12 protein-coding genes and 3 pseudogenes are annotated in these 20,328 nt (G+C 53.3%); 7 read left to right on the forward strand and 8 right to left on the reverse strand.

The genetic code is table 11. The annotated features are described in order from the left end of the window. Nucleotides 1-194 precede the first annotated feature (194 nt). Genes argH through argC form a run of 3 tightly spaced genes read right to left on the reverse strand, consistent with a single transcriptional unit; the run spans nt 195 to nt 3,417 of the window. The gene (gene argH, locus ABZJ92_RS05295) at nt 195-1,568 is read right to left on the reverse strand and encodes an argininosuccinate lyase (protein ID WP_001230091.1); all 1,374 of its coding nucleotides are present in this window, start codon (nt 1,566-1,568) and stop codon (nt 195-197) included. Nucleotides 1,569-1,628: 60 nt separating this feature from the next. Beyond that, nucleotides 1,629-2,405, reverse strand: coding sequence for an acetylglutamate kinase (gene argB / locus ABZJ92_RS05300; RefSeq protein ID WP_077696320.1), 777 nt, complete (start codon nt 2,403-2,405; stop codon nt 1,629-1,631). Nucleotides 2,406-2,412: 7 nt separating this feature from the next. Beyond that, nucleotides 2,413-3,417 carry an N-acetyl-gamma-glutamyl-phosphate reductase gene (argC, locus tag ABZJ92_RS05305; RefSeq protein ID WP_000935388.1) on the reverse strand — a complete coding sequence of 335 codons (1,005 nt, stop codon included), beginning with the start codon at nt 3,415-3,417 and terminating at the stop codon, nt 2,413-2,415. A 153-nt stretch (nt 3,418-3,570) separates the two neighbouring features. On the opposite strand from argC, the gene argE reads away from it, so the two are divergent. The 4 genes from argE (at nt 3,571) to ABZJ92_RS05325 (ending at nt 10,641) form a co-directional block, all read left to right on the forward strand. Then, nucleotides 3,571-4,722 (forward strand): acetylornithine deacetylase, encoded by a 1,152-nt coding sequence (argE, locus tag ABZJ92_RS05310; RefSeq protein WP_005050468.1) that lies wholly within the window; start codon nt 3,571-3,573, stop codon nt 4,720-4,722. Between the two features lie 351 nt (nt 4,723-5,073). Continuing rightward, nucleotides 5,074-7,725 carry a phosphoenolpyruvate carboxylase gene (ppc, locus tag ABZJ92_RS05315; protein ID WP_001005601.1) on the forward strand — a complete coding sequence of 884 codons (2,652 nt, stop codon included), beginning with the start codon at nt 5,074-5,076 and terminating at the stop codon, nt 7,723-7,725. Between the two features lie 182 nt (nt 7,726-7,907). Next, nucleotides 7,908-9,641, forward strand: a complete 1,734-nt coding sequence (locus ABZJ92_RS05320; protein WP_000556326.1) for a phosphoethanolamine transferase CptA — start codon at nt 7,908-7,910, stop codon at nt 9,639-9,641. A 148-nt stretch (nt 9,642-9,789) separates the two neighbouring features. Then, entirely contained in the window at nt 9,790-10,641 is an 852-nt protein-coding gene (locus ABZJ92_RS05325) for an AraC family transcriptional regulator (protein ID WP_000274623.1), read from the forward strand. On the opposite strand, the gene ABZJ92_RS05330 is transcribed toward ABZJ92_RS05325, so the two are convergent. Genes ABZJ92_RS05330 through ABZJ92_RS05350 form a run of 5 tightly spaced genes read right to left on the reverse strand, consistent with a single transcriptional unit; the run spans nt 10,628 to nt 15,577 of the window. Further along, complete coding sequence (locus ABZJ92_RS05330; RefSeq protein WP_000323849.1) at nt 10,628-10,969, reverse strand: PTS fructose-like transporter subunit IIB; 342 nt, start codon at nt 10,967-10,969, stop codon at nt 10,628-10,630. The genes ABZJ92_RS05325 and ABZJ92_RS05330 overlap by 14 nt on opposite strands. Before the next feature lies 1 nt (nt 10,970). Then, the gene (locus ABZJ92_RS05335; RefSeq protein WP_000204109.1) at nt 10,971-11,849 is read right to left on the reverse strand and encodes a [formate-C-acetyltransferase]-activating enzyme; all 879 of its coding nucleotides are present in this window, start codon (nt 11,847-11,849) and stop codon (nt 10,971-10,973) included. Then, nucleotides 11,815-14,112 (reverse strand): formate C-acetyltransferase, encoded by a 2,298-nt coding sequence (locus ABZJ92_RS05340; RefSeq protein WP_000184806.1) that lies wholly within the window; start codon nt 14,110-14,112, stop codon nt 11,815-11,817. The genes ABZJ92_RS05335 and ABZJ92_RS05340 overlap by 35 nt, the downstream gene beginning before the upstream one ends. Before the next feature lie 50 nt (nt 14,113-14,162). Next, nucleotides 14,163-14,483 carry a PTS fructose-like transporter subunit IIB gene (locus tag ABZJ92_RS05345; RefSeq protein ID WP_000161265.1) on the reverse strand — a complete coding sequence of 107 codons (321 nt, stop codon included), beginning with the start codon at nt 14,481-14,483 and terminating at the stop codon, nt 14,163-14,165. A 14-nt stretch (nt 14,484-14,497) separates the two neighbouring features. Next, nucleotides 14,498-15,577, reverse strand: coding sequence for a PTS fructose transporter subunit EIIC (locus ABZJ92_RS05350; RefSeq protein ID WP_001004442.1), 1,080 nt, complete (start codon nt 15,575-15,577; stop codon nt 14,498-14,500). 308 nt (nt 15,578-15,885) lie between these two features. On the opposite strand from ABZJ92_RS05350, the pseudogene ptsP reads away from it, so the two are divergent. The 3 pseudogenes from ptsP to gldA all read left to right on the forward strand — a co-directional run bounded on the left by ptsP (nt 15,886) and on the right by gldA (nt 20,173). Next, nucleotides 15,886-18,387 (forward strand): annotated as a pseudogene (gene ptsP / locus ABZJ92_RS05355) (phosphoenolpyruvate--protein phosphotransferase). Nucleotides 18,388-18,398: 11 nt separating this feature from the next. Continuing rightward, nucleotides 18,399-19,061 (forward strand): annotated as a pseudogene (fsa, locus tag ABZJ92_RS05360) (fructose-6-phosphate aldolase). Nucleotides 19,062-19,071: 10 nt separating this feature from the next. Then, a pseudogene (gldA, locus tag ABZJ92_RS05365) lies at nt 19,072-20,173 on the forward strand (bifunctional L-1,2-propanediol dehydrogenase/glycerol dehydrogenase). Nucleotides 20,174-20,328 lie beyond the last annotated feature (155 nt).

The raw sequence follows: 20,328 nt of genomic DNA on the forward strand, positions 1-20,328 counted from the left end.
TCCGGAAACAAGTGAGCGTTTCCGGATTCTTACACAGCCACTGGATCGGTCAACTGATCCTTAACTGATCGGCATTACACCAGAATGCTGACAAATTTCTGCCTGATGCGGCGTAAACGCCTTATCCGCCTACGAAGTGTCGCACTTTGTAGGCGTGGTAAACTCCCCATTTTCAGGGGAGCAATATAAACAAATTACTCTAACCGAGCCTGCGCAAAAGCAATCGCCTGCGCCACCTGCTGCGGTGAGACGCCGCCTTTTGCCGCACGCTTTTCGAGGCACGATTGTAGCGACAGAATCGGATAGACATCTTCGCCAATCACCTGACTGAATTTCTGCAACTCACTGAGTGGCAGATCTTCCAGCGGTTTGCCCTGACGAATGGCTTCCACCACCGCTTCACCCACAATATGGTGCGCCTCGCGGAAAGGTACGCCTTTCGCCACCAGGTAATCCGCCAGTTCAGTGGCGTTCGCATACCCCTGCTGCGCCGCTTCCTGACAACGCGGACGTTTCACCTGAATGCCGTCCAGTACCAGCGCCGCCATATGCAGGCAGTCCAGCCAGGTATCGAGCGCGTCGAACAGACCTTCTTTGTCTTCCTGCATATCTTTGTTGTAAGCCAGCGGCAAACCTTTCAGCGTCATCATCATGCCGGTTAACGCACCCTGCACCCGGCCGCATTTACCGCGAATCAGCTCCAGCGCATCCGGGTTTTTCTTCTGCGGCATTAATGATGAACCGGAAGTCACGCGGTCCGAAAGCTCCACAAACCCCGCTTCGCCGGTGTTAAAGAAAATCAGATCTTCAGCAAAACGCGACAGATGCACCATGCCGATAGCGGCAGCAGAAAGCAGTTCCAACACATGGTCACGGTCAGAAACGCTGTCCAGACTGTTACGGGTCGCCGAAGCAAAGCCCAGCCAGCCTGCTAACTGTTCACGGTCGATTTCATAGGCCGTTCCCGCCAGCGCGCCACAGCCTAATGGGCTGACATCCAGACGCTTAAGCGCATCCTGCAAACGGCTTTCATCACGCGCCAGCATCTCAACATAGGCCAGGCACCAGTGCGCGAACGTCACCGGCTGGGCGCGTTGCAGGTGAGTGTAACCTGGCATTACCGCGTCCTGATTGTTTTGTGCGGTTTCCACCAGCGCCGATTGCAGCTGCCGGTTAGCCGTCAGTAACTCGCTAACGGTATCTTTGCACCACAGTTTCAGGTCAGTCGCTACCTGATCATTACGGCTACGCCCGGTATGCAGCTTTTTGCCTAACTGGCCCACTTTGTCGATCAGTTTGCCTTCCACCCAGCTATGGATATCTTCGGCGTCGCTTTCAAGGATTTGTTGTGGCCTGGCGCGAACATCTTCCAGCAACACGTTCAGCGCCTCTTCCAGTTGCGCCTGCTCTTCTGCGGTTAACACGCCGACCGTTACCAAGGCTTTGGACCAGGCCACAGAGCCAACAATATCCTGCTCCGCCAGACGGTAATCAAAGCGCAGTGAGTCGTTGAATTGTTTGAACCGTTGATCTGCTGCCTGGGTAAAACGCCCGCCCCAAAGTGCCATAACTCTGTTTCCTTATTTTGAAATTCAATGCCGGAAAGCTGCGCCTCCGGCTAACAAAACTTAAGCTAAAATCCGCGTACCCATCGGCATACCGTTAAACAGTGCCGGAAGCTGCTCCGCATAACGCCAAGAAGCGATATCTACCGGACGGCCCAGCGTGCGGGCCGCATCCAGCGCCGCGTTCACTTTCACTATCATGCCGTCAGTAATAATGCCCTGCTCAATCAGTTGTTCTGCTTTCGCGGCGGTCATTTCGGCAATGCGTTGCCCTTTGCCGTCGAGAATGCCGCTGACGTCGGAGAGCAAAATCAGATCCGCGCCCAGCGTTGCCGCCAGCGCCGTTGCCGCCTGGTCGGCATTGACGTTCATCAGTTGCCCTTCGTCTGTTACGCCAATGGAGCTGACCACCGGCAGATAACCGTTCTCCAGCAAGGAGTTGATAAGCTTAGGCGAACCTGGCTGCGCCAGTCCAACATGACCTAACTCTTCATCAAGCTGGGTCACTTTGACGCTGTCGCCGTCACCGAGAAACAAACCTACGGCCGCAATCTGATGTTTCTTCGCCCATGCCAACAGGGTTTTATTTGCCGTTCCCGCCAGTGCTCCGGTGATAATGTCTATCTGATCAGCAGGCGTCACCCGCAGGCCGTTTTTCTTTTTCACCGGCAGATTCAGCCCTTTCATCAGCTCATCCACCACGCAACCGCCGCCGTGCACAATCACCAGCGGACGCTGATGTGACTCACGATAATTCACCAATGCGCTAAACAGACGTTCCAGCGCCTCTTCACTATCCAGCAGTACGCCGCCCAGTTTGATAATTAATGGATTCATCATTGCACCCTTAAATAAGAGACTGCGTTTCCGCATAGCCGAAACGAATATTGGCGCACTGTACCGCTTGTGCCGCCGCGCCTTTCAGTAAGTTGTCTTCGGTCGCCACAATAATCAGATGCTCGCCCTGAACGGCAAACCCGATATCGCAAAATGGCAGCCCAACGACATTTTTCAGCGCCGGAACGCCTTTGTCATACAGCCGCACCAGCGGTTTATGGGCATACGCCTGCTGTAACGCTTGCGCGACTTGCGCCTGGGTCACACCCGATTTCAGGCGGCAGGTAATGGTTTCGAGAATGCCGCGCGGGAAATTGCCCAGATGTGGGGTGAAGATAACGTCAGCACCGAGGTGTGTGGCGATCTCTGGTTGATGGCGATGAGTAAAGACGCCATACGGTTGCAGGCTAACTTCACAAAAACTATTTGAAATCGCTGCCTTACGTCCTGCACCGCTCACGCCGCTGGTGGCGTTGATCACCGGCCACTGATTGAGGTCAAGAAGATCGGCATCAATCAACGGTTTCAGCGCCAGCTGTGCCGCCGTCGGATAACAGCCTGGCACCGCAATCAAATTCGCTTCTTTTAATTTATTACCGCACCACTCCGCCAGACCGTAGGCTGCCTGTTCCAGCAGTTCCGGGTATTGATGGGTAAAGCCGTAATATTTTTCATAGAAGGTGGCGTCGTTAACACGAAACGCGCCGGAAAGGTCGAACACCACGCAGCCCGCTTCAAGAAACTGCGGCGCTAAATCGTGGCTAACTTCATGGGCGGTGGCGAGAAACACTACGTCCACCCCTGGGCTAAACTCGCTGATATCCGACATCGGCTGCAACGGCAGCTCAACGATGCCTTTTAGCTGCGGATGCAAATCGGAGATTAACTTTCCCGCATCATTGCTTTGCGCTGAAACAGTCAAAGCGGTTATGTTCATATGCGGATGGCGATTTACATAGGTCACTAGCTCTGCGCCAGCGTAGCCGCTGGCACCCACAATCAGCGTATTCAACATCGGGGCTATTCACCTTCTTATGTCTGGTTGCCAGGTTAAACGTAAAACATTCACCTTACGGCTGGTGGGTTTTATTACGCTCAACGTTAGTGTATTTTTATTCATAAATACTGCATGAATATTGATACTATCATGACCAGAGGTGTGTCAACAATGAAAAACAAATTACCGCCATTTATCGAGATTTACCGCGCTCTGATTGCCACACCTTCAATAAGCGCTACGGAAGAGGCACTCGATCAAAGCAATGCAGATTTAATCACTCTGCTGGCGGACTGGTTTAAAGATTTGGGCTTCAATGTGGAAGTGCAGCCTGTTCCAGGAACTCGCAACAAATTTAATATGCTGGCCAGTTACGGACAGGGGGCTGGCGGCTTGTTGCTGGCGGGGCATACCGATACGGTGCCATTTGATGACGGTCGCTGGACGCGCGATCCGTTTACACTGACGGAGCATGACGGCAAGCTTTACGGCTTAGGCACCGCCGACATGAAAGGCTTTTTTGCGTTTATCCTTGATGCGCTACGCGATGTCGACGTCACGAAACTGAAAAAACCGCTCTACATTCTGGCGACTGCTGATGAAGAAACCAGTATGGCCGGAGCGCGTTATTTTGCCGAAACTACCGCCCTGCGCCCGGATTGCGCCATCATTGGCGAACCGACGTCACTACAACCGGTACGCGCACATAAAGGTCATATCTCTAACGCCATCCGTATTCAGGGCCAGTCGGGGCACTCCAGCGATCCAGCACGCGGAATTAACGCTATCGAACTAATGCACGACGCCATCGGGCATATTTTGCAATTGCGCGATAACCTGAAAGAACGTTATCACTACGAAGCATTTACCGTGCCATACCCTACGCTCAACCTCGGGCATATTCACGGTGGCGACGCTTCTAACCGTATTTGCGCTTGCTGTGAGTTGCATATGGATATTCGTCCGCAGCCTGGCATGACACTCAATGAACTTAATGGTTTGCTCAACGATGCATTGGCTCCGGTGAGCGAACGCTGGCCGGGTCGTCTGACGGTCGACGAGCTGCATCCGCCGATCCCTGGCTATGAATGCCCACCGAATCATCAACTGGTTGAAGTGGTTGAGAAATTGCTCGGAGCAAAAACCGAAGTGGTGAATTACTGTACCGAAGCGCCGTTTATTCAAACGTTATGCCCGACGCTGGTGCTCGGTCCGGGTTCCATCAATCAAGCTCATCAGCCTGATGAATATCTGGAGACGCGGTTTATTAAACCCACCCGTGAGTTGATTATCCAGGTAATTCACCATTTTTGCTGGCATTAAAACGTAGGCCGGATAAGGCGCTCGCGCCGCATCCGGCACCGTTGCCAAACTCCGGTGCCGCAATAATGTCGGATGCGATGCTTGCGCATCTTATCCGACCTACACCTTTGGTGTTATGTATGGCGATTTTTTAACATTTCCATAAGTTACGCTTATTTAAAGCGTCGTGAATTTAATGGCGTAAATTCCTGCTATTTATTCGTTTGCTGAAGCGATTTCGCAGCATTTGACGTCACCGCTTTTACGTGGCTTTATAAAAGACGACGAAAAGCAAAGCCCGAGCATATTCGCGCCAATGCGACGTGAAGGATACAGGGCTATCAAACGATAAGATGGGGTGTCTGGGGTAATATGAACGAACAATATTCCGCATTGCGTAGTAATGTCAGTATGCTCGGCAAAGTGCTGGGAGAAACCATCAAGGATGCGTTGGGAGAACACATTCTTGAACGCGTAGAAACTATCCGTAAGTTGTCGAAATCTTCACGCGCTGGCAATGATGCTAACCGCCAGGAGTTGCTCACCACCTTACAAAATTTGTCGAACGACGAGCTGCTGCCCGTTGCGCGTGCGTTTAGTCAGTTCCTGAACCTGGCCAACACCGCCGAGCAATACCACAGCATTTCGCCGAAAGGCGAAGCTGCCAGCAACCCGGAAGTGATCGCCCGCACCCTGCGTAAACTGAAAAACCAGCCGGAACTGAGCGAAGACACCATCAAAAAAGCAGTGGAATCGCTGTCGCTGGAACTGGTCCTCACGGCTCACCCAACCGAAATTACCCGTCGTACACTGATCCACAAAATGGTGGAAGTGAACGCCTGTTTAAAACAGCTCGATAACAAAGATATCGCTGACTACGAACGCAACCAGCTGATGCGTCGCCTGCGCCAGTTGATCGCCCAGTCATGGCATACCGATGAAATCCGTAAGCTGCGTCCAAGCCCGGTAGATGAAGCCAAATGGGGCTTTGCCGTAGTAGAAAACAGCCTGTGGCAAGGCGTACCGAATTACCTGCGCGAACTGAACGAACAACTGGAAGAGAATCTCGGCTACAAACTGCCCGTCGAATTTGTTCCGGTACGTTTTACCTCGTGGATGGGCGGTGACCGCGACGGCAACCCGAACGTCACTGCCGATATCACCCGCCACGTCCTGCTGCTCAGCCGCTGGAAAGCCACCGATCTGTTCCTGAAAGATATTCAGGTTCTGGTTTCTGAACTGTCGATGGTTGAAGCGACCCCTGAACTGCTGGCGCTGGTTGGCGAAGAAGGTGCCGCAGAACCGTATCGCTATCTGATGAAAAACCTGCGTTCTCGCCTGATGGCGACACAGGCATGGCTGGAAGCGCGCCTGAAAGGCGAAGAACTGCCAAAACCAGAAGGGCTGCTGACACAAAACGAAGAACTGTGGGAACCGCTCTACGCTTGCTACCAGTCACTTCAGGCGTGTGGCATGGGTATTATCGCCAACGGCGATCTGCTCGACACCCTGCGCCGCGTGAAATGTTTCGGCGTACCGCTGGTCCGTATTGATATCCGTCAGGAGAGCACCCGCCATACCGAAGCGCTGGGCGAGCTGACCCGCTACCTCGGTATCGGCGACTACGAAAGCTGGTCAGAGGCCGACAAACAGGCGTTCCTGATCCGCGAACTGAACTCCAAACGTCCGCTTCTGCCGCGCAACTGGCAACCAAGCGCCGAAACGCGCGAAGTGCTCGATACCTGCCAGGTGATTGCCGAAGCGCCGCAAGGCTCCATTGCCGCCTACGTGATCTCGATGGCGAAAACGCCGTCCGACGTACTGGCTGTCCACCTGCTGCTGAAAGAAGCGGGTATCGGGTTTGCGATGCCGGTTGCTCCGCTGTTTGAAACCCTCGATGACCTGAACAACGCCAACGATGTCATGACCCAGCTGCTCAATATCGACTGGTATCGCGGCCTGATTCAGGGCAAACAGATGGTGATGATTGGCTATTCCGACTCAGCAAAAGATGCGGGCGTGATGGCAGCTTCCTGGGCGCAATATCAGGCACAGGATGCATTAATCAAAACCTGCGAAAAAGCGGGTATTGAGCTGACGTTGTTCCACGGTCGCGGCGGTTCCATTGGTCGCGGCGGCGCACCTGCCCATGCGGCGCTGCTGTCACAACCGCCAGGAAGCCTGAAAGGTGGCCTGCGCGTGACTGAACAGGGCGAGATGATCCGCTTTAAATATGGTCTGCCAGAAATCACCGTCAGCAGCCTGTCGCTTTACACCGGGGCGATTCTGGAAGCCAACCTGCTGCCACCACCTGAGCCGAAAGAGAGCTGGCGTCGCATTATGGATGAACTGTCAGTCATCTCCTGCGATCTCTACCGTGGCTACGTACGTGAAAACAAAGATTTTGTGCCTTACTTCCGCTCCGCTACGCCGGAACAAGAATTGGGCAAACTGCCGTTGGGTTCACGTCCGGCGAAACGTCGCCCAACCGGCGGCGTCGAGTCGCTGCGCGCCATACCGTGGATTTTTGCCTGGACGCAAAACCGCCTGATGCTCCCCGCCTGGCTGGGTGCAGGTACGGCGCTGCAAAAAGTGGTCGAAGATGGCAAACAGAGCGAGCTGGAAGCCATGTGCCGCGATTGGCCATTCTTCTCGACGCGTCTCGGCATGCTGGAGATGGTCTTCGCCAAAGCAGACCTGTGGTTGGCGGAATACTATGATCAACGTCTGGTAGACAAAGCACTGTGGCCGTTAGGTAAAGAGTTACGCAACCTGCAAGAAGAAGACATCAAAGTGGTGCTGGCGATTGCCAACGATTCCCATCTGATGGCCGATCTGCCGTGGATTGCAGAGTCTATTCAGCTACGGAATATTTACACCGACCCGCTGAACGTATTGCAGGCCGAGTTGCTGCACCGCTCCCGCCAGGCAGAAAAAGAAGGCCAGGAACCGGATCCTCGCGTCGAACAAGCGTTAATGGTCACTATTGCCGGGATTGCGGCAGGTATGCGTAATACCGGCTAATCTTCCTCTTCTGCAAACCCTCGTGCTTTTGCGCGAGGGTTTTCTGAAATACTTCTGTTCTAACACCCTCGTTTTCAATATATTTCTGTCTGCATTTTATTCAAATTCTGAATATACCTTCAGATATCCTTAAGGAATTGTCGTTATATTCGGCGATATTTTTTTCAAGACAGGTTCTTACTATGCATTCCACAGAAGTCCAGGCTAAACCCCTTTCTAGCTGGAAAGCCCTGGGTTGGGCACTGCTCTACTTTTGGTTTTTCTCTACTCTGCTACAGGCCATTATTTACATCAGTGGTTATAGTGGCACCAACGGCATTCGCGACTCGCTGTTATTCAGCTCGCTGTGGTTGATCCCGGTATTCCTCTTTCCGAAGCGGATTAAAATTATTGCCGCAGTGATCGGCGTGGTGCTATGGACGGCCTCTCTGGCGGCGCTGTGCTACTACGTCATCTACGGGCAGGAGTTCTCGCAGAGCGTTCTGTTTGTGATGTTCGAAACCAACACCAACGAAGCCAGCGAGTATTTAAGCCAGTATTTCAGCCTGAAAATTGTGCTTATCGCGCTGGCCTATACGGCGGTGGCAGTTCTGCTGTGGACACGCCTGCGCCCGGTCTATATTCCAAAGCCGTGGCGTTATGTTGTCTCTTTTGCCCTGCTTTATGGCTTGATTCTGCATCCGATCGCCATGAATACGTTTATCAAAAACAAGCCGTTTGAGAAAACGTTGGATAACCTAGCCTCGCGTATGGAGCCTGCCGCACCGTGGCAATTCCTGACCGGCTATTATCAGTATCGTCAGCAACTAAACTCGCTAACAAAGTTACTGAATGAAAATAATGCCTTGCCGCCACTGGCTAATTTCAAAGATGAATCGGGTAACGAACCGCGCACTTTAGTGCTGGTGATTGGCGAGTCGACCCAGCGCGGACGCATGAGTCTGTACGGTTATCCGCGTGAAACCACGCCGGAGCTGGATGCGCTGCATAAAACCGATCCGAATCTGACCGTGTTTAATAACGTAGTTACGTCTCGTCCGTACACCATTGAAATCCTGCAACAGGCGCTGACCTTTGCCAATGAAAAGAACCCGGATCTGTATCTGACGCAGCCGTCGCTGATGAACATGATGAAACAGGCGGGTTATAAAACCTTCTGGATCACCAACCAGCAGACGATGACCGCCCGCAATACCATGCTGACGGTATTTTCGCGCCAGACCGACAAGCAGTACTACATGAACCAGCAACGTACGCAGAGTGCGCGTGAATACGACACCAACGTGCTGAAGCCGTTCCAGGATGTGCTGAATGACCCTGCGCCGAAGAAACTGATCATCGTTCATCTGCTGGGTACGCATATCAAATACAAATACCGCTACCCGGAAAATCAGGGCAAGTTTGATGGCAATACCGATCATGTTCCGCCAGGATTAAGCGCAGAAGAGCTGGAATCATATAACGATTATGACAACGCTAACCTGTATAACGATCATGTGGTTGCCAGCCTGATTAAAGACTTTAAAGCGGCAGACCCGAACGGATTCCTGGTTTACTTCTCTGACCACGGTGAAGAGGTTTACGACACGCCGCCGCACAAAACTCAGGGGCGTAACGAAGACAACCCGACGCGCCACATGTACACCATTCCGTTCCTGCTGTGGACGTCGGAAAAATGGCAAGCGACTCATCCCCGTGATTTCTCACAGGATGTCGATCGTAAATACAGCCTGGCGGAACTGATCCACACCTGGTCAGATTTGGCGGGCTTATCTTACGACGGTTACGATCCAACCCGTTCAGTGGTGAATCCGCAGTTCAAAGAAACTACCCGCTGGATTGGTAACCCGTACAAGAAAAACGCGCTGATCGATTACGACACTCTGCCGTATGGCGATCAGGTGGGTAATCAGTAGATGACCTTTGTATCGCGTCTGGCGCTATTTGCCGGATGCGATACTGCCGCAATGTTTACATCGAACTCCCCTCAGGCCACACTTTTCAGGTGGCCTTTTTTAATAATGCCAGTTACTGTTTTCCCGTCTACATACCTAAGGGAATAACATGTATCACGACGTCAGCTATCTGCTCTCCCGCCTGATCAACGGCCCGCTGTCCCTGCGCCAGATTTACTTTGCCAGCAGTAACGGCCCGGTGCCCGATCTTGCGTATCAGGTCGATTTTCCACGGCTGGAAATTGTGCTGGAAGGTGAGTTTGTTGATACCGGCGCTGGAGCAACGTTAGTTCCCGGCGATGTGCTGTACGTTGCCGCTGGTGGCTGGAATTTCCCACAATGGAAAACACCCGCTACCACCTTTAGCGTGCTGTTTGGCAAACAGCAACTCGGCTTCAGCGTCGTGCAATGGGATGGCAAACAATATCAAAATCTGGCGAAGCAACACGTCGCCCGACGCGGCCCACGCATAGGTTCTTTTCTGCTACAAACGCTCAATGAAATGCAAATGCAGCCGCAGGAGCAGCAAACGGCAAGGCTTATCGTAGCCAGCCTGCTTAGCCACTGCCGCGATTTGCTCGGCAGCCAAATCCAGACCGCCTCACGCAGCCAGGCACTATTTGAAGCTATTCGCGATTATATCGACGAACGCTATGCCTCCGCGCTTACCCGCGAATCTGTCGCACAGGCATTCTATATTTCACCAAACTATCTCTCGCACCTGTTTCAAAAAACGGGGGCCATTGGTTTTAACGAATACCTGAATCACACGCGACTGGAGCACGCTAAGACGTTATTGAAAGGCTATGACCTGAAGGTAAAAGAAGTGGCGCACGCCTGCGGCTTTGTCGACAGCAACTACTTCTGCCGTCTGTTTCGTAAAAACACCGAACACTCGCCGTCGGAATATCGCCGGCAGTACCACAGCCAACTGACAGAAAAACCGACTACTCCAGAATAAGATGGGTTTGCTGCGGCGCAGAAAGCACTTTGCGCACCGCGCTCATTACCCGCTGCGGCTCACGCAGGAATGCGTAGATGCTGCATTGCACATAGCGGCAATGTTCAAATCGCTCGGCACCGGCAAGCTCGATATCCGTAATCAACAGAGCAACATCCGCCCGACGGATATCCTCGTCCGCTAAACGATTCTCCGTTCCCAGCGCGCCCTGAGTTTCAATGCTGACGCCCCACTTCTCTAACTGGCACAACTTTTCCAGCCGTTCCGCCGCCATATAAGTATGCGCCACGCCGCTTACGCAGGCGGTTACTGCCACCAGGTATGCCATTTTAACCTCCCACGGTAACCTGAAATCCGGCCCGTTCTGCCATTTCGCGCATCGTTGTCACATCGGCTGACGACGGCGCAGGCACCTCTTTCATCGACCATGTTTTCCCCAGCAGGCGGTATTTCGGTTCGCCGTACTGATGAAACGGTAACAGATGGATCTGCCTGATTTTCAGCGGGGTCAGTACATCCAGCGCCTGCTGCATATTCTCCCGGCTGAGCGTGAAACCAGGGATCAACGGTAAACGCGGGATCACGTTGACACCCTCACTCACCAGCAAACGCAGATTCTCCAGCACGCGTGGCAGGTTCATCTTCACCACATCCCGCGCCTGAGTCGCGTCCATAATTTTTAAATCGAACAGCACTTCATCGCACAATTTCGCCAGCGGTAACAGCTTGCTTGCTGGCGCGTCTCCGGCAGTTTCAATGGCGCATGAGACACCCCACAGCCGCAGTCGCTGTAAAAAACGGGTAGCAAACTCCGCCTGCATTAACACTTCGCCGCCAGAAAGCGTGACGCCGCCGCCGGACGTGCGAAAGAAAATGTCATCTTTCATCACTTCCCGTTCCAGAGCGTCAAGGCTGATATCGCGACCAATCCGTTCAAACGCCCCGGAGGGGCATTCATCCGCATCACGCAAACATTTCGCACAGTGCAGACATTTCGCCTCTCTGCGTACCGTCTGGATTTTGCCGGAGATCGACTCCGGATTAGCACACCACGGGCAAAGATGCGGACAGCCTTTAAAAAAGACCACCGTACGAATGCCCTCGCCGTCATTCAGTGAATAACGCTGAATGTTGAAAATGCGCGCCACATCATCGCGGCGCGTTTCCACAACGTTACAGCTGATGCGCTGTCCGGCGGATGATGTCATCCTGGATCTCCTTCGACAGTTCGACAAAGAAGGCGCTGTATCCGGCAACGCGCACCACCAGCCCGGCATAATCTTGTGGGCGCTGTTGCGCTTCCCGCAACGTGTCGGCGTTCACCACGTTAAACTGAATATGCTGCAACTTAAGCTGGGTAAACACCCGTAAGAAGTCGGCCAGTTTGCGTAATCCCGCTTCACCTTCCAGGGTCGCCGGAGTGAATTTCACGTTCAGCAACGTACCGTTAGACAGCAGCGTATTATCGAGCTTACTGACTGACTTCAGTACCGCCGTTGGCCCTTGTGCGTCCTGACCCAGCATAGGTGACAAGCCGCCGTCTGCCAGTTGTTCCCCGGCAAAACGACCGTCTGGCGTCGCGCCAACCACCGATCCCAACGGAACGTGAGCAGAAACGGTATACGATCCCGGCGTGAAGTAACCGCCGCGCGGGTTCTGGTATTTTTCCACTTCTTTGCAGTAGTGGCGCAACAGTTCGGCGCTAATGTTATCCACCTCGTCGATATCGTTACCGTATTTCTCAAAGCGGTTAATTAAGCGAGCGCGGACTTTTTCGCCTTCTGGCGTTGCAAAGTTGGCTTTTAATACCGACAGCAATTCGTCAAAACTTAAACGCTGTTGCTCAAAAACCATCCCTTTCAACGCATGGAGAGAATCGCTCAGGTTGGCGATACCAATTCCCTGTACGCCGGAGAAGTTATAACGCGCGCCGCCATCGGTAATATCGCGACCTTTTTCCAGACAATCGCTGATAAAAGACGAGAGCAGCGGTACAGGTGCCCAGTCGCGATGGCCGATATCACAAATATTGCTGCCCTCAACCATCAGGGTGATGTAGTGGCTGATCTTGGCGCGGATCTGCTCCAGTAAACCTTCATAAGTCAGCGCAGCATTGCCTTCATTTTCATGCAGGCAGATTTCCATCACTTTCAGCAGATTAAACATCGCGATGTCATGCAAGCCGTAGGTTCTGCCGGGAATAGATAATTCCACACAGCCCACTACGGAATAGTCGCGCGCATCTTCCAGCGAAACGCCACGGTTGAGGAACGCTGGCACCACCACTTCATCGTTAAAGATTTGCGGAATACCGGTGCCGAGGCGAATGGTTTCGGCGGTTTTCATCAGGAACGGCGTGTCGATCAAGGCGTTAGTGCGCACGCCGAGGTTCGGTTGCGGTAATTGCACGCTTTGATAGGCGTCAAGGCAAAGGAACGAAAGCACGTTCACCGCGCTACGTCCGTTCTCGGTTAACCCGCCGAGCAGTGCGGTATAGCCGGTCGGGAAACCGGCGAAATAACGCGCGCTACTGGTGGAGCGCAACAGCACGATGTCGTTGCATTTCACCCATAAAGATTCGAGCAGTTCTTTCAGGAACGCCGGATCTTCGCCCTGGGTTAAAGATGCCTGATAGAACGGCAACATATACTGGTCGAAGCGCCCTAAAGACAGCGAACTGGCGTTGGATTCGTATTGCAGAATGATGTTCATGTACCAGAATAACTGGCACGCCTGCCAGAACGTCTGCGGCTTATGTTGCGCGTTATGGCGGGAGATCTCCGCAATAGTCAGCAGCTCTTCGCGACGCTGGGCATCTGTGCAGTTTGCCGCCATCGTTTCCGCCAGTTCGGCGTAACGCAAAATGTGTTTCTGCGAGGCTTCCAGCAGTAACAACGCGGCCTGATAAAAGTGATTCTCCGGCTGTTGCTGACAATGTTGCTGCATCTGTGCCACCAGCTCACCCAGACCGTGATTCAACAGGCGTGGGTAATCAATAATAATGTGCCCCTGGCCTTTATCCGTCTGGTTGATGCTGAAAATCTGCGTGTTGGTCGCGGCTTTTACTTCATCTGTCATCTGCCCGTTGATGAAATCTTTCATCGAACGTTTTTCCCAGTACGGGAACAACTCTTCACGGTAGATACGTTTATCTTCTTCGCTGATAGCAAAGCGGTCCTGCGGACGCGTCGGGAATTGATCCAGCTCTTTCAGCAGCCAGTAAGGGTCCATTTCCGGCGACATAATCCCGGCGCGCGGTTTTACGGTGCGGTTACCGGCAATCAGTTCTTCATCACGAATCGAAATTTCAACATGTTCAAGGATATACGCTGTTGCTTTCGCCCGGCGCAATATCACCGGTTCGCCTTCGGTTTGCCGATGGCTGGCGGTATAAAGCAGCGCCCGCTCCAGCGAGATTTCACGGGTATTGGCAAACAGTGCAGTTTTGAGGCGAGAGATACGATTCGTCATGAGGAACTCCTGTGGGAAAGCGAACCCGCCCTTGCGAGCGGGAGAAGAACTTAAGCGGTTTGCGCCAGGTGAGCTTCAATTTTGCTCATAATGGCGTCAGCACGTTTTACTGCATCGCTGATGTTGACGCGCACGATGGTCTTGCCAGCAAAACGCTCTTCAAACTTGATGCCGATATCTTTGGTCAGAATCACCATATCAGCGCTCGCCACGTCTTCCGCAGTCAGTTCATTTTCCAGACCAATTGACCCCTGGGTTTCTACTTTCACTTCCCAGCCTTTCGCTTTCGCGGCACTTTCCAGCGCCTCTGCTGCCATATAGGTATGGGCAACACCTGAAGGACATGCGGTTACTGCAATAATTTTCGTCATGGCTCGTTCCTCAATTAATTAATTTCAAAATCCAAATCCAGGTCGTCTTCTTTTTCATCAGTCGAAGACCCATTTTTACGCGCCAGACTTTTCAGCACGTTCACACAAACAGCCGTCACCACTGCTCCGACAGCCACTGCTGCGATATAACCCAACTTACCTTCAACCACCGGCAGCACAATCAGACCACCCCAGCCTGCATAGCACTGCGCACCGACCAGCGCCGCAGTTACTGCACCACAAACTGAACCGACCATAATGGAAGGAATGACACGCAGCGGATCGGCAGCGGCGAAAGGAATCGCCCCTTCAGTAACGCCAACACAGCCCATCACCAGTGCCGCTTTGCCGGTTTCGCGCTCTTCTGCGGAGAAATTTTTACGACCAATCAGCGTCGCCAGCCCCATCCCCAGCGGCGGGATACAAATACCCACGGCAGCAATGGCCACCACGGTATAAACACCCTGAGCAACGCAAATCAGCATGAAGGCATAGGCCACTTTGTTAACCGGACCGCCCATATCGAACGCCAGCATCAGCCCCATGATCACCGCCAGCATAACAATGCTGCCCTGCTGCATCCCCTGAAGCCACTGAGTCAGGCTGTTGGTCAACGCCCCTACAGGCTCGCCCAAGCCCCACATCATGATGCCTGCGGTAATCAGTGTGCCGATGATAGGAATAATGAAGATGGGCATCACCGAGCGCAGAACTTTATGCACCGGAATTTTCTTCAGGTAATGCACCACGATGCCGCCGATAATCCCGGCGATCAGCGCACCAAAGAAGCCCGCACCAAAGCTGTTACCAACCCAGGCACCGATAGCGCACGGAGCCAGCGCAGAACGCTCTGCAATGGAGTAACCAATGTAAGCGGCGAGGAAAGGCACCATCAGCGTCAAACCTGCAACGCCGATATCAAACAGTTTTTTCAAATTCGGATCGGCTACGGCATCCGGCACTGCGCCTTTGCCATACAACATGACGGAAACCGCCAGCAAAATACCGCCCGATACCACGAAGGGAATCATGTGTGAAACGCCCGTCATTAAATGCTGACGGGTATTTTTCAGGATCTGCACCAACTCATTCATAAGCTGCTCCCGGGCTTGCAAAAGCCCATGTCCATATTTTTGATGGAGGAAACAATAGGCAATCGCAGGCGGAGCAAACAGTGGATAAAAAGGCCATTTACTGGACTTTTGTAATATCAGTACAAAAATGCGATCCGCCTCATAACTTGCGATAATCCGGAAGCATGCCGCAAAACGGCGTCTTGTGAGACGCGTCGCAAATTGACGGTTACATTACATTTGTCCAGCTTTTGGCAGATTTGTCACATGGCAGGCCGTTACCGTGCGCTCTTATCCTGTAAACAGAAAACCGTACCGGGAGAAAGGCAATGGCCCTGATTGTGGAATTTATTTGTGAGCTACCTAACGGCGTACATGCGCGTCCGGCAAGCCACGTTGAAACGCTGTGTAATACTTTTTCATCTCAAATTGAGTGGCATAACCTGCGTACTGACCGTAAAGGCAACGCCAAAAGCGCTCTGGCGCTGATTGGCACCGATACGCTGGTGGGTGATAACTGCCAGCTACTGATTTCCGGGGCCGACGAACAGGAAGGGCACCAGCGTTTAAGCCAATGGCTGCGCGATGAATTCCCCCACTGCGATGCGCCGCTGGCGGAAGTTAAATCTGACGAACTGGAACCACTGCCGGTTTCACTGACCAATCTGAATCCGCAAATTATCCGCGCCCGCACCGTGTGCAGCGGTAGTGCAGGCGGCATTCTGACGCCGATCTCTTCTTTAGATCTCAATGCGCTGAGTAATCTTCCCGCAGCCAAAGACGTTGACGCCGAGCAATCCGCACTGGAAAACGGCCTGACGCTGGTACTGAAAAACATTGAGTTTCGTCTGCTGGATAGCGACGGTGCTACCAGCGCGATTCTGGAAGCGCACCGATCCCTGGCTGGCGATACTTCCCTGCACGAACATTTACTGGCAGGCGTCAGCGCCGGATTAAGCTGCGCCGAAGCGATTGTCGCCAGTGCGAATCACTTTTGCGAAGAGTTTGCCCGTTCCAGCAGCAGATACCTGCAAGAACGTGCCCTGGACGTACGCGACGTCTGCTTCCAGTTACTCCAGCAAATCTACGGTGAGCAACGCTTCCCGGCACCGGGCAAACTGACGCAGTCCGCCATTTGTATGGCTGATGAACTGACCCCCAGCCAGTTCCTCGAACTGGATAAAAATCACCTCAAAGGATTGTTACTGAAAAGCGGCGGCACCACCTCACATACGGTGATCCTTGCCCGTTCGTTCAACATTCCGACGCTGGTTGGTGTGGATATTGATGCCCTCACTCCGTGGCAGCATCAAACGATTTATATCGACGGCAACGCCGGGGCGATTGTGGTTGAGCCAGGAGAAGCCGTAGCTCGTTATTATCAGCAAGAAGCCCGCGTACAGGACGCCCTGCGTGAGCAACAGCGTGTCTAGCTGACCCAACAAGCCCGTACCGCTGACGGTATCCGCATTGAAATTGCCGCTAACATCGCTCACTCCGTGGAAGCGCAGGCCGCATTCGGCAATGGTGCGGAAGGCGTTGGTTTGTTCCGCACTGAAATGCTCTATATGGATCGCACCAGTGCACCGGGCGAAAGCGAGCTGTACAACATTTTTTGTCAGGCGCTGGAGTCTGCCAACGGACGCAGCATTATTGTGCGCACTATGGACATTGGCGGCGACAAACCCGTTGATTATCTAAACATTCCCGCAGAGGCAAACCCGTTCCTCGGTTATCGCGCCGTGCGTATTTATGAAGAATACGCGTCGTTATTTACCACACAACTACGCTCGATCCTGCGCGCCTCCGCTCACGGCAGCCTGAAAATCATGATCCCGATGATCTCCTCAATGGAAGAGATCTTATGGGTGAAAGAAAAACTGGCAGAAGCCAAACAGCAACTACGTAACGAACACATTCCGTTTGATGAGAAGATCCAGCTCGGCATTATGCTGGAAGTGCCGTCGGTGATGTTCATCATCGATCAATGCTGCGAAGAGATTGATTTCTTTAGTATTGGTAGTAATGACCTGACGCAATATCTGCTGGCAGTGGATCGCGATAACGCTAAGGTTACTCGTCACTACAACAGCCTGAATCCGGCATTCTTGCGGGCGCTCGATTACGACGTGCAGGCGGTGCATCGCCAGGGTAAATGGATTGGTCTGTGCGGTGAGCTGGGAGCGAAAGGTTCCGTGCTGCCGTTGCTGGTCGGCTTAGGGCTGGATGAACTCAGCATGAGCGCACCATCAATTCCGGCGGCGAAAGCGCGGATGGCGCAACTTGATAGCCGTGAGTGCCGCAAGTTGCTCAACCAGGCAATGGCCTGCCGTACTTCGCTGGAAGTGGAACACCTGCTGGCGCAATTCCGCATGACCCAACAGGACGCACCGCTGGTCACCGCCGAGTGCATCACGCTGGAAAGTGACTGGCGCAGCAAAGAAGAAGTGCTCAAAGGCATGACCGATAACCTGCTGCTGGCGGGCCGCTGCCGCTATCCGCGTAAACTGGAAGCCGACTTATGGGCGCGCGAGGCCGTTTTCTCTACCGGTCTGGGCTTTAGTTTTGCCATTCCACACAGCAAATCAGAACACATTGAGCAATCCACCATCAGCGTGGCGCGTCTGCAAGCGCCGGTGCGCTGGGGCGATGATGAAGCGCAATTCATCATTATGTTAACCCTGAACAAACACGCTGCGGGCGATCAGCACATGCGCATTTTCTCGCGCCTCGCTCGCCGCATCATGCACGAAGAATTCCGTAACGCGCTGGTTAACGCCGCCTCTGCCGACGCTATCGCCAGCCTGCTGCAACATGAACTGGAACTGTAAAAGGAAACATCATGGAACTGTATCTGGACACCGCTAACGTCGCAGAAGTCGAACGTCTGGCACGCATATTCCCGATTGCCGGGGTGACAACTAACCCGAGCATTATCGCTGCCAGCAAGGAGTCCATCTGGGAAGTGCTGCCGCGTCTGCAAAAAGCGATTGGTGATGAGGGCATTCTGTTTGCTCAGACCATGAGCCGCGACGCGCAGGGGATGGTGGAAGAAGCGAAGCGCCTGCGCGACGCTATTCCGGGTATTGTGGTGAAAATCCCGGTGACTTCCGAAGGTCTGGCAGCAATTAAAATACTGAAAAAATAGGGTATTACTACACTTGGCACCGCTGTATATAGCGCCGCAGAAGGGTTATTAGCCGCACTGGCAGGGGCAAAATACGTTGCTCCGTATGTTAACCGCGTAGATGCCCAGGGCGGGGACGGCATTCGTACGGTTCAGGAGCTGCAAACGCTGTTAGAAATGCACGCGCCAGAAAGCATGGTGCTGGCAGCCAGCTTTAAAACGCCGCGTCAGGCGCTGGACTGTTTACTGGCAGGATGTGAATCCATCACCCTGCCCTTAGATGTAGCGCAACAAATGCTCAACACCCCTGCGGTAGAGTCAGCTATAGAGAAGTTCGAACACGACTGGAATGCCGCATTTGGCACTACTCATCTCTAAAGGAGCAATTATGGACCGCATTATTCAATCACCGGGTAAATACATCCAGGGCGCTGATGTGATTAATCGTCTGGGCGAATACCTGAAGCCGCTGGCAGAACGCTGGTTAGTGGTGGGTGACAAATTTGTTTTAGTTTTTGCTCAATCCACTGTCGAGAAAAGCTTTAAAGATGCTGGACTGGTAGTAGAAATTACGCCGTTTGGCGGTGAATGTTCGCAAAATGAGATCGACCGTCTGCGTGGCATCGCGGAGACTGCGCAGTGTGGCGCAATTCTCGGTATCGGTGGCGGAAAAACCCTCGATACTGCCAAAGCACTGGCACATTTCATGGGTGTTCCGGTAGCGATCGCACCGACTATCGCCTCGACCGATGCACCGTGCAGCGCATTGTCTGTTATCTACACCGATGAGGGTGAGTTTGACCGCTATCTGCTGTTGCCAAATAACCCGAATATGGTCATTGTCGACACCAAAATCGTCGCGGGCGCACCTGCACGTCTGTTAGCAGCGGGTATCGGCGATGCGCTGGCAACCTGGTTTGAAGCGCGTGCTTGCTCTCGTAGCGGCGCGACCACCATGGCGGGCGGCAAGTGCACCCAGGCGGCGCTGGCACTGGCTGAACTGTGCTACAACACCCTGCTGGAAGAAGGCGAAAAAGCGATGCTTGCCGCCGAACAGCATGTAGTAACCCCGGCGCTGGAGCGCGTGATTGAAGCGAACACCTATTTGAGCGGCGTTGGTTTTGAAAGCGGCGGCTGGCGGCGGCTCACGCGGTGCATAACGGCCTGACCGCTATCCCGGACGCGCATCACTATTATCACGGTGAAAAGTGGCATTTGGTACGCTGACGCAGCTGGTACTGGAAAACGCGCCGGTGGAGGAAATCGAAACCGTAGCTGCACTTAGCCATGCGGTAGGTTTGCCAATAACTCTCGCTCAACTGGATATTAAAGAAGATGTCCCGGCGAAAATGCGCATTGTTGCAAAAGCATCTTGTGCAGAAGGTGAAACCATCCACAACATGCCTGGCGGCGCGACGCCAGATCAGGTTTACGCCGCACTGCTGGTAGCTGACCAGTACGGTCAGCGTTTCCTGCAAGAGTGGGAATAACCTACTCCAAACTCCCGGCTTGTCCGGGAGTTTGAACGCAAAATTGCCTGATGCGCTACGCTTATCAGGCCTACGCAATCTCTGCAATATATTGAATTTGCGTGCTTTTGTAGGCCGGATAAGGCGTTCACTCCGCATCCGGCACTCTGTGCCAG

Source organism: Shigella sp. FJ200513 (genome assembly GCF_040495915.1).
GTDB lineage: Bacteria > Pseudomonadota > Gammaproteobacteria > Enterobacterales > Enterobacteriaceae > ECMA0423.

Coding starts and splice junctions, on each gene's coding strand:
- ABZJ92_RS05350 (WP_001004442.1), bottom strand. CDS start 15,577: ATGAATGAGTTGGTGCAGATCCTGAAAAATACCCGTCAGCATTTAATG.
- ABZJ92_RS05325 (WP_000274623.1), top strand. CDS start 9,790: ATGTATCACGACGTCAGCTATCTGCTCTCCCGCCTGATCAACGGCCCG.
- argH (WP_001230091.1), bottom strand. CDS start 1,568: ATGGCACTTTGGGGCGGGCGTTTTACCCAGGCAGCAGATCAACGGTTC.
- ABZJ92_RS05320 (WP_000556326.1), top strand. CDS start 7,908: ATGCATTCCACAGAAGTCCAGGCTAAACCCCTTTCTAGCTGGAAAGCC.
- ABZJ92_RS05330 (WP_000323849.1), bottom strand. CDS start 10,969: ATGGCATACCTGGTGGCAGTAACCGCCTGCGTAAGCGGCGTGGCGCAT.
- argC (WP_000935388.1), bottom strand. CDS start 3,417: ATGTTGAATACGCTGATTGTGGGTGCCAGCGGCTACGCTGGCGCAGAG.
- argE (WP_005050468.1), top strand. CDS start 3,571: ATGAAAAACAAATTACCGCCATTTATCGAGATTTACCGCGCTCTGATT.
- ppc (WP_001005601.1), top strand. CDS start 5,074: ATGAACGAACAATATTCCGCATTGCGTAGTAATGTCAGTATGCTCGGC.
- ABZJ92_RS05335 (WP_000204109.1), bottom strand. CDS start 11,849: ATGACATCATCCGCCGGACAGCGCATCAGCTGTAACGTTGTGGAAACG.
- argB (WP_077696320.1), bottom strand. CDS start 2,405: ATGATGAATCCATTAATTATCAAACTGGGCGGCGTACTGCTGGATAGT.
- ABZJ92_RS05340 (WP_000184806.1), bottom strand. CDS start 14,112: ATGACGAATCGTATCTCTCGCCTCAAAACTGCACTGTTTGCCAATACC.
- ABZJ92_RS05345 (WP_000161265.1), bottom strand. CDS start 14,483: ATGACGAAAATTATTGCAGTAACCGCATGTCCTTCAGGTGTTGCCCAT.